The 12,744-nt window shown below is 43.4% G+C and carries 14 protein-coding genes; 6 read left to right on the plus strand and 8 right to left on the minus strand.

What is annotated here, in order from left to right; translation table 11 throughout:
• A complete protein-coding gene (locus ACSHSR_RS22330) occupies positions 1-693 on the plus strand; it encodes a hypothetical protein (protein ID WP_345860682.1) in 693 nt (230 codons plus the stop codon).
• Between the two features lie 235 nt (positions 694-928).
• On the opposite strand, the gene ACSHSR_RS22335 is transcribed toward ACSHSR_RS22330, so the two are convergent.
• The 7 genes from ACSHSR_RS22335 to ACSHSR_RS22365 form a co-directional block, all read right to left on the minus strand.
• Positions 929-1,645, minus strand: coding sequence for a phosphoribosyltransferase (locus ACSHSR_RS22335; RefSeq protein ID WP_123115330.1), 717 nt, complete (start codon positions 1,643-1,645; stop codon positions 929-931).
• Positions 1,646-1,937: 292 nt separating this feature from the next.
• A complete protein-coding gene (locus tag ACSHSR_RS22340; RefSeq protein ID WP_086903405.1) occupies positions 1,938-2,423 on the minus strand; it encodes a hypothetical protein in 486 nt (161 codons plus the stop codon).
• Positions 2,424-2,486: 63 nt separating this feature from the next.
• Entirely contained in the window at positions 2,487-2,924 is a 438-nt protein-coding gene (locus ACSHSR_RS22345) for a hypothetical protein (protein ID WP_140374498.1), read from the minus strand.
• Between the two features lie 26 nt (positions 2,925-2,950).
• Positions 2,951-3,421, minus strand: coding sequence for a hypothetical protein (locus ACSHSR_RS22350; RefSeq protein ID WP_123115331.1), 471 nt, complete (start codon positions 3,419-3,421; stop codon positions 2,951-2,953).
• A gap of 12 nt (positions 3,422-3,433) precedes the next feature.
• Positions 3,434-3,889, minus strand: coding sequence for a metal-dependent hydrolase (locus tag ACSHSR_RS22355; protein ID WP_164489356.1), 456 nt, complete (start codon positions 3,887-3,889; stop codon positions 3,434-3,436).
• A gap of 9 nt (positions 3,890-3,898) precedes the next feature.
• Entirely contained in the window at positions 3,899-4,645 is a 747-nt protein-coding gene (locus ACSHSR_RS22360; protein ID WP_123115333.1) for a hypothetical protein, read from the minus strand.
• 23 nt (positions 4,646-4,668) lie between these two features.
• Positions 4,669-6,009, minus strand: coding sequence for a hypothetical protein (locus ACSHSR_RS22365; protein WP_086903410.1), 1,341 nt, complete (start codon positions 6,007-6,009; stop codon positions 4,669-4,671).
• A gap of 244 nt (positions 6,010-6,253) precedes the next feature.
• On the opposite strand from ACSHSR_RS22365, the gene ACSHSR_RS22370 reads away from it, so the two are divergent.
• The 5 genes from ACSHSR_RS22370 to ACSHSR_RS22390 all read left to right on the plus strand — a co-directional run bounded on the left by ACSHSR_RS22370 (position 6,254) and on the right by ACSHSR_RS22390 (position 11,244).
• Entirely contained in the window at positions 6,254-7,444 is a 1,191-nt protein-coding gene (locus tag ACSHSR_RS22370) for a PD-(D/E)XK nuclease-like domain-containing protein (protein WP_123115335.1), read from the plus strand.
• Between the two features lie 58 nt (positions 7,445-7,502).
• Positions 7,503-8,201, plus strand: coding sequence for a recombinase RecT (locus ACSHSR_RS22375; RefSeq protein WP_086903412.1), 699 nt, complete (start codon positions 7,503-7,505; stop codon positions 8,199-8,201).
• A gap of 14 nt (positions 8,202-8,215) precedes the next feature.
• The gene (locus ACSHSR_RS22380) at positions 8,216-9,139 is read left to right on the plus strand and encodes a recombinase RecT (RefSeq protein WP_123115237.1); all 924 of its coding nucleotides are present in this window, start codon (positions 8,216-8,218) and stop codon (positions 9,137-9,139) included.
• A 1-nt stretch (position 9,140) separates the two neighbouring features.
• Positions 9,141-10,076: a hypothetical protein gene (locus ACSHSR_RS22385; RefSeq protein ID WP_086903414.1), complete on the plus strand. Its 936-nt coding sequence runs from the start codon at positions 9,141-9,143 to the stop codon at positions 10,074-10,076.
• A 73-nt stretch (positions 10,077-10,149) separates the two neighbouring features.
• A complete protein-coding gene (locus ACSHSR_RS22390; protein WP_479631541.1) occupies positions 10,150-11,244 on the plus strand; it encodes a DNA polymerase III subunit beta in 1,095 nt (364 codons plus the stop codon).
• A gap of 578 nt (positions 11,245-11,822) precedes the next feature.
• Here the strand turns inward: ACSHSR_RS22390 and ACSHSR_RS22395 are convergent.
• A complete protein-coding gene (locus ACSHSR_RS22395; protein WP_086903417.1) occupies positions 11,823-12,740 on the minus strand; it encodes a ParB N-terminal domain-containing protein in 918 nt (305 codons plus the stop codon).
• Positions 12,741-12,744 lie beyond the last annotated feature (4 nt).

A 12,744-nucleotide genomic window follows, 5' to 3' on the forward strand; every position in this document is an offset into this window, starting at 1 on the left:
ATGAATCACTGTCAATTTACAGAGATAATTCATATGCACGCCGGAGAAGCCCTATACTCTCAACCAGTTCCGCCAAATACTTTTGGTCATGACTATCAGGAACACACTTACGAACCGCAGAATACCAATTACCATGTGCCTCAGAGTCAGCTTGGGCCAATTGGAACGTATCAGAATGGTCATTCCAATGCTGCTTCTCCAGTGAGGTACTGTGGGGCCTTTCCACCATTTTTCTCTCTCAAGTGTCATGGCACGAAAGGTGCAATCGAACTGAAACCGTCGATCACACGAAAGGGTCAATGGCATACGGTAATGTTGGAAGGCGCGCTTGCCATACCCGGCGGTAATCGACAGTTTGACTGGCGTAATAAGTTGGCGGTGCAGATAACAAAATCCGAGATATGTTCTGTTGCTGCAGTTCTGCTCGGCTTAAGAACGAGTTTTGAAGGGAACAATCACGGTCCCCAAAAGAACAAAGGGATGAAGATCACCTGGCAGGAAAATCGAGGTAAGGCAGGAGTGTTTGTTAACCTCATGGAGGGTGGAAAGCCAGCTATCGCTGTTCCAATCACAGGCTATGACTCTGTTATGCTAGCGCATATGGTGTGCAGTCAATATGTCCTTAACTTCCCCGGGCTCTCAGTAGCCAGCTTTATTGAAACTCTAAAACTAGTTAATCACATGAACGTATAGATTGCTCGTGATTTGGATACAAAAACGCCCAGATTTTACTCTGGGCGTTTTGTAATTTTTATCTTAATGTTGTTAGCCGATGCCTAACTTAGCGATACTTAACCCTTATGGTTTGACCTCGCTTACGGTGCACGCTCGGGCTCATAAACTTTCGTCTATATCTTCTTTAGAGACCATAGAGCACATTTACGGTCTAACTGAATTATACATAAGCCTACCACTGTGTCAAATTTGTTTAAGTGACCGGCCCAAGTAGAGCTAGGCATTCGATTTCCAAATCTGGATCTTTATTTTTCAAAGAGTTATATGCTGATTTGAGGCTAGAACCAGAGGAAACTAAATCATCCACTATAAGAATTTTTCCTGCTGGGCTGTAGAAAGGATTCACGCTGATAGGCTCAATGTGAAGACGTTGAGCGTAATCTACATCTTTCATTGCAAACTGACCATTTGGTTTAGCTTTCTCAAGTAACTTTCTCAACTCAATTACTTCTTTTCCACCATTTACACCTTGAAGCTGATTTAATACGTTTGCGTTCGTGGCTTTGAAAAATGCATTTTTTTCTATTGGAACATGCAATATTTCACAGCAGGTTGTGGCTAACCAAAGCGCGATAGGTTTAGATGAAGGTAATGGCGCAACGGTATCAAACTTTTTTCCTTGATAATGATTAGACACAATAGTAGCCATTTTCTCATAGAGCGCAAGCTTACTTTCTTCTGATATTGAAAAATGGTGCAACCCCTTCAAAGCATAGATCAGCGGGTTCCCATCTCCTTTTCTAGTCTTAGATTTTTTTCTCTGAAAAACGGCAGTAATCAACAACTCAAGCCCGATATCATGTTCCACCGGGTTTTTACTGGGATCAGTAATAACTAATCGATCATGAGCATCATTTACACGTACTTCTTTAAGCCTTGAGCCTCGTGTCTCTATAATATCGATACCCATATATTTTCCAAAATTCCTAAGTTAGTCAGATAACGAAGACTAAGCCTTCGTTACCAGTCCTGCAATCTCTGTTTTTGCTTTGTATCGCAATTCTGGGCTCACCAAATACAACGAGTGTTTCCCTTTAGCGGTTATTAGAAACAAAGCAGGCTTGGCCTTGCCGTACTCAATTTGAATAAGGGTTTTGGGTCCAACAAAATACCTTCTAGCCCCTCAGCGCAGTTAGTCGTTATCATCATTCGAATGTTAGTTTCGATAGTTTCATTTTTCTTCCTGGTAACATCAATTCAGGCTAGGGCTCAATAGTCGTTAACACAAAGACATTATCACGGTATTCATGCGGCCTTATCAGGAACACCATTCCTTCTTGTTGTAATTTGAAGCTCTCTAGTTCAGCCAGGTGTTCCAATTGCTCGGATGAGTAACGATTAAACGCCTCCTTTACCAACTTATTACACCAGCTGCTTATTCCCTGCTCGCCATCGTATTGACTCAAAAATCGATGCATATGATACATGCTAAGGCGATCTATCGCGTGAAGGCTGATCTCGACCAAAAATTTTGTACCTTCCAGTCGTGAGTCAATATACCCCCTACGACTCAACTCAGCTGCAGCTATTGAGCTTTGAACACCTTTAGCTCCAAGGCTAAGACTCTTCAAATCTTTGGCTCTTAGACGTGTATACAGCTTGCCTCTGTACAACGGGTGAGTACAAATGATGTTATGAGAGCTGATGTTGTGCAGGTCTTGGATGTGATAATCTAATACTCGATTCATTCTCGTCCCTCTATTGATTCAACTCCATTGATAATCTCACCCAACTAATAAGCCGCAACTTACTCAACTTTTTGCCTTAATTTCTTCGTATAGCGCTCTAAATTCAGGAGTTAACTTGAAATACACTTGACCTTTATTATTACGAGCTACAGCTAGATCATCCATCACCCCAACTTCTAACGACACCATGGATGGGTGCATTGTTACTTTGTAAGTAAAATGAGCGGTACCAACAATTCCGCACGTAAATTCTCGATTAATAAGCTCTACCTGGTAATGATCTACGTCGTACTTGGCTCCATTTTCCAGCATTGATGTCTCATCCAGATCTAAACCAATAATGCCAGACACTTTATCGTTGCATAATGACTCTGAGGCTACCCAATTCCCCTTTGCAAGCCTAATGGCATCCTCATCAACACTCCTGTTGAAGAAATAAATGCAGAAAACCAAAGTCACAACTATTCCCAGGTATAATTTCAAATTCTTTTTCAATTTCATTGCCAATACCATTACCCCACCCCATACTAGTGAGAGATTTGCTGTAAATTCAATGCCTTATAGCAGTCTACAAACGCTCTAATTTTCATGTAAATGTGCCTTTTGGTTACGCCACCAATTAAATGCACATCACCTCTGAAAATGGTAATACCGGCCGCCTTATCTACAGTATATAAACGGCCAATGATCGTTTGCTGGTTAAATTTGCTCATAAAGGTCTCATCAAAAGCCCGGTTGATGCTAATTAACATCCCAACGTACTCTTGCTTCTCACGCCATTCGCCATTTGAAAAGAACATAACTTCAGCATGATCCATCGTTATGCGAAAACACGTATCATCATCGTCAATTAGAATGGTGGAATTACAGAAACTGAAGTCATTGAGTAGCTGGGCCAGCTCCTTTATTCCAATGGTATCTATAACCTCACTACACTGCTGTTGTTCTTCCATCTTGCTTTTTACGACTGATTCGACTAAATCTTTATCTTTGCTCATACAATCCCTTAATTAAAGTATCAACGCTACGGCCAGCAAGCCGTAAGCGACTATATGTTCCAATACACCACCTGTTTTACAAATGGTTATTCCAAAACGCTTCTGAACGGGCCACAGTAATGGCACTCCAGAATCTGTCAACATATCAGCGATAATATGCGACATATAGCCAATCATCAGCACCATCACGTATCCATTCGCATGTTCGGTTAAATTGAACAACCAAATGGTGAAAATCAATGGCCAAATCGAATGTGTAAACTGCCGATGTCCAAAGAGCCCCGCAAGCGGTACTGAGACAAATAATACACGCTTGCCGATCGTCGAACTGGGGTGATCTAAATCGGGCAGCAACGACCCGAAAAATATCCCCCCTATCACTGCCCATAGCGGTAAGCCAAGTTCAAGCGATTTGACTACAACTAATGTTACCGCACCTGTCACTATGAGATGATTGCGAAAGATCACAAGGATGCCCTATTGAAATAGGTCAGCAAGCGTGCTGGCCGGCTCACCCTTTGGCGCAGATTGAGTCAGGCTATCGCCCTCAACCATTGTAACCCGGGCCCCACCAGTAAGAACACGTTGCTGTTGATCCATCACCTCTAATTTACGTTGATGATCATCTTGCTTTTCTTGTTCTTCTCGCTGGCGTTTCGACTCTAATCGACGTTCCAGGTCATTGAAGGCTTCTAGCTCTAGGGCATCCTGAGATTGCGACTTGATGATTTGCAACACCTTGTTGAACTCATCATAAGGCAGCTTCAACAGGCTGTAAGCCTGAAACTGACCGGAGGGTAACACCATCACCTTCTGATCAAGCTGCTCATAGCCCACGACGGGCACCGAATCAATCAGCTTATCAATCAAGAATTGCGATGTTTGTACCAGATTCCCTGCCGCATCTTCACGCTCATAAATTCGTTCAGAGCCCGATAGCTCTTGTCGATAGCTTTTGGCCAACTCGAATTCCGCCTGCAGCTTCGCTTTCTTGACCGCAATAGCCATATCCCTTGACTTAGCCGACCCCACGCCAACAATGCCATACTGATCGCTCTTAGGCGGTGACAGGAACCATTTAGGAACGTTGTCTAACTCTACGTTTGCCATGGCAACCGCGGCATCGCGCTTTTGCTCTTGTTGAGTATTAAATTGCTCTACTGGATCACTGGCACAGCCCGCTAGGCACATAGTTGCCAAACTCAAAATGATGACTTTCTTCATAACCAATTCCTTCTATGTATCATTCAGTAAAAGATCACACCACGTGGTTGATGACGTAGTAACTCTCCATTGAGCCCACGCCATGAGGCATCCTTAACACGGTAAACCTCACGTGATATAGCCATTGAAACATCAAAATCTGAACCTGCAACTGACTCAGGCAGGTACAGAAAAAACTCAATATTTTCGACAGTTACGTCACTTAAATTCAATCTCACCACTTCGTCCGCCAGGCGGAAAGAAAGCCAATAAGCGTCAAGGGACAAGGTTTTAAATGCCATGAGATATGGTTTGTCCATTTCTGTATTTATCAGCGTTCCACTCAGATACCCCTTATAAAAGGCCTTGCTGTGATCTGATAGGCTTACCTCATGAGGCATTAACAACTGGCACGCCGGATCATGCTGACCAGAAACAAAACGAGGTGGATTACTTGGGCCATAAGGTAGAAAGGCAAACAAATTATTGCTGCAGTACCTCGGTTCTAAATACTCAGCAACACCTCTCTTCGAACCTTCTTCGTATAGCGAATCGCAGTGATAGAAGTATTTGTCACACAGTTCCATCATCGCTCGACTTTTTGGAAACCATGCTGAAATCGCTTCGGGATTCCTATCGATCTTGAGGTTAATGGTTAATCTAAGTAGACCATTACCAATAGGAGTCACCGCGGCGATCTTATAATCCACATTTGCGTGCTCAATAAATGGATAGATGAAGGTCCGATAGGCTAACTCCACCTCCCTTTGAACGATCTGCTCCTGGGTTAACCCGTTTTCTACAGCATTAGCCAATGACAATATCTCCGAGCCATTGACAACATCGAGTTTCACTTTCACGTCAAGCATAGAAAGGTAATCTTCTACCTCTGATCCACTTAGTTCAGACAGCACCTGGTTCGATTGAATAGACCTTAAAATACTGACCAGCTCACTATTGGTACGCTGCAAATGAGTAATGCGCCTTTGAAGCGATTTATGTTTATGTGCACTTTCTACTTTTTTTCTCATGGCCGACACATCAACAACCAGATCACCCGAGACTACAGCTTCAACTTGATCAATGCTTTTCGTGATAGAAAACTTGTTCAGCTCTACCTCTGCCCCTTGAAGCACATTGCCGACCTCGAGTAGTTCATCTCGATTGCTATCGAAGTGGGTTGTCAACGTGACAAATTTCGGTGTTTGAGAAATAGCCTTTAACATCAAAATACGCTTAGCACGCTCTTTAAACTCCGCCTCGCTCTCACTAACTGATTGTTCGAGCTCAACACTCAAACCCTTGTGGTGATAAACGTCTTGTACAGCAGCTGTGGCTGTTCCACCAGCAAGTAGCAATAGCGTTCCTGCGACGAATTTCAGCATTGGCCCCTCCCCTCTCTATTCGTTGTTTATAACAAACAATGAAAATTGATCAGCCATTTCAAAACTCAAAATGGTCGTTGAAAAATTTATTCGCTCATGTTGCTCCATCAACCAATCATTTCACATCTTGAAAAATCAGCAACCAAGACGAAATTACTTTAATTTCAGGAAATTAACGACAGTTGCGGCTTTTCAGAATAGGGAGATCCTAATGACATAACCAATATTAAACGGCAGGTGTTTTATGAGCGTAGCTATCAATCTTCATCAACAAGTAGGTACTCACGATGAGTGGCTTGATTTCGTCCAGCCCGGCTACGACAGCAATGGTAAGGCAAACTTTCTTGATGCCAATGGCGAATTGGTAGAGGGGATCTATACCGACATTGAAAACGAGGTCTACCACGCCCTCGATGCTCAAAGCTCTACAGGCATAAAGACCTTCGCCAAGGGGCGTCATCACTATTATCGACAATATCTATCTGATGTTTGTCGCGCCAGAACAAAGCAGCAAACCTACACCTTTGATGCTGGTACTTATGGCCACATGCGAGTTCTTGAACCTCATAACTTCCATGGAAAGTTCCTTCGAAATCCTGTCCTAGAGGATTTTGAAGATTTAACCCCTTTGGAGAGTATTGACCAACTCAAAGAAGCCTTGGCGGAGCGAGGAGAAGCCGTATCTGGTTCCAAAGCAGTATTGATTGAACGCCTACATGCGAGAGACCCCAACGTGCCGATTTTTGAGAAGCTGCGTGAAAAGGCGATCGTCGATTTTCTAAGGCTGCATTACCCGACATTTATCTATACAAATGATGAATTAAACAGCGTTGCCAACCTTTACGGAATAGCAACTACGTTAACTAGGGATAAGAAAATTGAAAAATTGTTGGCTGTTAGCCCAGACCAGTTAATTTTTGAAAATTTAGTTGAAAAACACGTTATCGATCATATTGTCTGGGATGACGCGAAACGCGTAGAAAAGAGCACTCGAGCGCACCCAAAGGCCGATTGGCTATTCTCCGATGGCTACCCCGAGTTGACAGTGATCGCTCGCTGTAAAGTCACAGGAATGATGCTCAAAGTTCGATTTGACTGGCTTCGATTTGATGCAATTGCCGTCGACTTAAAGACCACTCAATCTACCAACCCAACTAAGTTCGCATATCAAGTCAAAGACCTTCGCTATGACCTACAACAGGTGTTCTATACCTATGTCGCCAATCTGGTTGGTATCCCTGTCGAATATTTTTGCTTCGTCGCAACAGAATATAAGGATGCCGATAACTGCGAAACCTATGAGCTATCTCAGAAAATGCAAATGGAATCTAGAGAGGAAATGTTTGATTTACTGAATGACCTCAAAGATGCCTTCGAAACGCAAAATTGGTATGGACTGACTAAATCACGAGCTACTTGGGTGATAGAGATTTAGTTGCCGGTTCCACAACTGCGGTTATCGTGATTGTAATAAGGTTTAGGAGTAAAGAAATATGGCTATTCCATTTCAAGAAATATACCAAAGAAACTTTGATTATCTGCTTACTCAGCAAGCGGATAAATCCATCGACCTCAATGAAGAGATCGGGTTCCTAACCCACCTAATTGTCAGCTCGATGGACTCGTATCAACCGATGGTGAACGCCGCTGCCTGGTCTGTGAGAGAGGTTCTAGTCACTCTTTGTCGTCTTGGTTTATCACTTGATCCTGCCAAGAAGCTTGCCTATGTGATGATGGCCGGTGTTGAAACAGCTGAACCATATTTGAAGTTGCATCCTGGGTACCGCGGGGAAATTGCCATTGCGACAAAGTTCGGCGTTATTCAAAACGCCACTGCAACTCTGGTCTATGAGCAAGATCACTTCCGCTTACAGCCATCAACAAACGAAGTGGAGCATTTTGTCACTTCATTGTCCATCGACCCTGCTGTTAGGGGGCTATGCACCGGTGGATATTGTCGAAGTGTTTTAACCAACGGCAGCATTCACTACTCATACATGAGCATCGAAGAACTTGACGCCATTGCGCAAAATCAGATTGAGATGACAATGGGTAATACCCCTTGGAATGGGATCTGGCTTACTGAAATGCGCCGTATCGCACTTTACCGTCGAGCTTCTAAAGATTGGCGCCAGATGATGAAAAGCACCCTAATGGATACGACTTTACAGGCACTCGCAGCCGTCGCTTAAGAAAGGTGATCACTATGAATATGATTCAAAACATTTTAGACCAAATTGTTGAACAGCTATCACTCGACGACAGCCAACGTGAAGATTTGCAGGCACTCACAGCAGATCTAAGCCCTACATTCGAGTTTGGCCATGATTGCTATAGCCTCAAAGATGTTATGCCTCACAGCTTGAGTAATGCTATTGACCCTTACAGAAACGCAGGCCTATCTTTGTCTCCTCGATATGTCACGCTTGAGGCAAAATATAACGAATGCAATTTCAACTTTGAGTTTGAGATCTCCCACACCTTTGTTGGCTTGGCAGAGCTGCTGACGCAACACGCGGCTATCGCCAATGTGATCGTAAACCCGGTCTATGAAAACGATGAGCTACAAATCGATCATGGACAACAAATGGTTTACCACACCCCGGCCACTGAAGTATCTAAATTGCAAGGCCTGTATTGCATTATCGCGCTAAAGAATGGTGAATCCTTCATGTCACAAATCTCATTCGACGAAGCTCGACAGGCGCTATTAGCCAATTCGGAACAACGCCTAAACGGTGTCAATCCTTACACCACTGATGATAAGCAAATGGAGTGCTACAAACTCAGTTGTTTGCGTCGTTGCATCAAAGTGATTGCAGCTCATAACAATTTTGAACACGCTGAGTTTATCAACACATTGGTCAGCATTCATGACCAGCAATTCAAAGTTGCGAAAGAATTGAGAAAAGTGATGCCGTTGCACAACCACAAATATCGTGGCTGCTCTAAGCAGCCTAGCCAGATAGATAAACTGTTCAAACAACAGCAAGGCAATACTGTTGTTCCCTTTGTAGAGCCCTCTTCTAAAGCCAAGAATTCCGATTCTGATAAAAACAGTCTTATCCTCGCATTGGACGATTCTGACCTTGCTTCATGGTGTAACGATGAATTTGGAATGGGGTTCTAAGATGGCTGAATCCTTTGTGAGTCACGTTTATGTGCTTAAAAAGCCGCAGAACAATATTGTTCGTCTAATGCTCGTCAACCTTGGTGATTGTTGCTACAGCATCCAGCGCACTGTACTGGTCAATGGTCGAACCCAACAGTACAAAAACAAGAAGATTTGGTGTTCGCTGTTCCAGGTCAAAGAAGAGCTCGAGCGCCTGATCTTTGAATATGAAGAAAAAGGCTTTGAATTGCGTAATGAAATCAAACTACACCCCAGTAATGACACATTAAACTGCTCATACAGCGCTACAACGACAGTAGCACCTTCTGACGTAGGGATTCCGGTTAAGTCTACAGACATCCCGGTGCATATTGATGTCGGCTTCGACCACATTAAAATTTCGGACCTCCGCTACAACACAGGATTAGATAGTGATTCTCTGGTTCAATATTGTTCTTCATACAGGAAATCTATTGCTTTCCTACCATTTACCATGGTGGCCATTATTTCAGGAAATGTCATTAAGATCTTCAGCTTGAAGTTCAACAGCTTCCCGATGCCTGGTGATCCATTCAAGTACATTTGCAAGCTTGGAGTTAAAGCCTCTAATGATTTCTCCATTTGTGATGCTAGAGCTCTGTCTCAGGACTATATTCAAACAGACATCATCGCCGTTTTTTCTCAAACTGGCGGTGTATGCTCCATCCAGTACCACTTTTGCGCTAACTGGATAAAGATGACCCTGTTCGCCCAATTGAACCCCACAACCGGTAAGCTTATGCTTTACGCGATGAAAGATGGTCACTATCACCAAATCTATCATTTAAACTCATCGTTGCTCAGCCATAACCAAAACGCAGAGTTTATGATGAAGATAGACGGAACTAACCACGCATTTGTCGACGCCCACTTCCTACAAAGACTTTCTTACAACGAATCGGTCTCTGAGATCTAAAAACCTCCCTCAGTTGCCGCTTCAAAAAGGCTAGAGAAAATAGTAAACATTGTAACTACTTAGGAGTTCGTTCATGTTTACTATTCCTCTGACTCAGAAGTCACGAATCCAAAATGTTTGCAAACATGCACGGGGAAAGATTAACCCCATTTTTAACCAATTGCTGGTTAACGCTTCTACCGAGACAGGCCTAGTCACATTTAGAGCTTCAAATGGCACCCAGAGCATCTCGTTTGAAATCGAAGGCAATATAAAGTCCAACTGTAACTTCACCCTCGATGCCAAACGTCTTCATACAGTCCTAGACGCCCTCAGCGGCGATTCTGTGCAATTTAAGCTAAACGACGACCATGTGCTGGCCAGATCTGGTAAAAGTCGCTTAAAACTGGAACTAGGGGCTGTCTCAGCCTACCCAGATGCTCCCAAGCTGAATAATTGTCTTACAAAGGTTACCTGCTCTATTGGCGACCTATCGGGATTATTCAACTATGCGAGCTATGCTGCCGGTAATAATGACGTTCGCTTCTATCTGAACTATCTCAGCCTTCATATTGAAGCTGCTACGCAGAAGCTTACTGTCTGCGCCACTGATGGCCACCGCCTGTCTCAACTATCTTGTAACTCACTATCGTGTGAAGGGGGCGGTCATTTTCTCACTCCATTATCGCTTTTTAATGCGATTCTATCTCAGGGATTGAGTAACCAAACGGAAGTCATCATGGAAATCAGTGAATCAATGATCAGACTCCAATCCACTGACATCACAATTGTCTCCACGCTGGGGGATGGAAGCTATCCCGATGTAAACCGCGTGATCCCTGCAATTGGTCACGACTACATTCAGGTTGACTTAAAATCGTTTCGAAGTCTGGTACAGCGGTTACATTCAGTAGCAGCTTTGGAAAAGTTGTCTGCACTTCGACTTGAAATCGATACATCCTTGACCATCTCTGTAGCCTGTTCTGGGAACAATGAGTTTTTTGAGGATATGGATGCAGAAATCCACTGTGCACCATTAACTTTAGGCCTCAATGCCAGCTATCTAGCAGATGCGCTCGCAAGGCAATCAGGAGAGTTCGTAAGAATTTACCCTAATGGAAACAATGCTGTTCTCCTATGCTGCGAGATTGAAGAACTTACCACGCTAATAATGCCCACTCGCGTATGATTGCCCCCCAGACCCGGATGAACCTTGTTCATCCGACTTGGACAAGATGTGCTTTTCGGATATGAATGTCTTAAATACACAGGTACTTGTAACTAAGGGGAAATAAGAAGATTAAAAAAGGCCGCTCTGGTTGAACGGCCTCTAAAGTTATGAATCTAGAATTTTCTGTAGCCCGACCACTTAGATGGATTGTTAAAGGGTTGGCCTTTAAGAAGCAGTGGAGCCCCTGACAGTTCTTCAATAAGTAGGGAGCTTTCACACTCATCGTTAGAATGGCTATTTTTTGACTGTGGAGCTACAGAGACCTTACCTTTTTCTGTCTTGTTTTCCTTGGTTTCAGTATCGCCCTTATCACGCAAGCAATTTATCCACCAAACTAGATACAAGAAAAAGACAACTAGGGCTATCCATACAAACATTACAAATACCCTCCTCAATTCATCTAAGTACATCATCGCACAGGCTAAATTTTCCGCAACCCCTAACGCTCGTCTAAAAAACCTGCGGTCAACAGGGGGTACTGTGTCTAAGTCAATCTGCAACTAACTTAGCCTGAAGAAGGGCGTCTGTTGGTACCTTCATTCCAGTGATTGAATGAAACTTACTAGTTGTTCCATTTGGGCTTCAGTTACAGGGGCGCTAGTTGTTAGCTTCAACTTACCCTTTTTGTCTTGTTTTAAAACCCAACTGCCCTCACCTACTCCTATTGTCGTTTGGTTATTTACAGGCTTTTCTACTTCTGCTAACAATTCCAGCTGCGAGAGCATCATGGACGGCGTTGTCACAGGTATCTTGAGCTTAGCATTTGCTTTCAAGCTTTCCTCTGTTTCCCCGGATTCAGACAGCTTCTTCCACAACGTCTTTAATTTGATCGCCTGTCTTAGAGTCCAAGCATCTGATTGTTTAGCACCATTTTGTAGCAGCTTCGGAACAGCGGCGATCGCAAAGCGGTCTTGCATTGTCTGTCTGCTCATCTTGTGTTGCTTAGCGAACATCTCAACTGTTAGTGATTTATCAGATGATTGTTTTTTAAGGAATTTATATCTTAGATAATTGCTATCCGTGATGACGTTAATGTCTTTTCGGCCTTTGTTTTCTGTTGCAGCAAGATAATCAGCATCATCATCATTCATATCTTCGTAAATATCTACAGTCAAAGGAAAACCCGCCTCGATACAGCATTCGCGTCGACGGGAACCAGCTATCACCTCAATTTTATTGCCAACCATTCGAGCATCAACAGCCTGACTATTGCCACCAGTCTCCTTGATAAGAGGAAGTAAATCGCTAATATCTTTGATGCCGAAGTTACGCGGGTTCCCCTCATACAGAGTGGTCTGACTTGCGTTAGTTGTAACTCTAAACCCTTTTAGCGTTTTCCAAGGTAGTTTCTTAGTAATATTGTTTCCAGGTTGCTGCTTACCTGGTTCTTCCGATGGATACCTTGCCGTATTTGCTGCTAGCTCTATCAGCCCTAGATCGATTGCTTTGCTCATTTTT

Source organism: Shewanella sp. VK101, assembly GCF_056497865.1.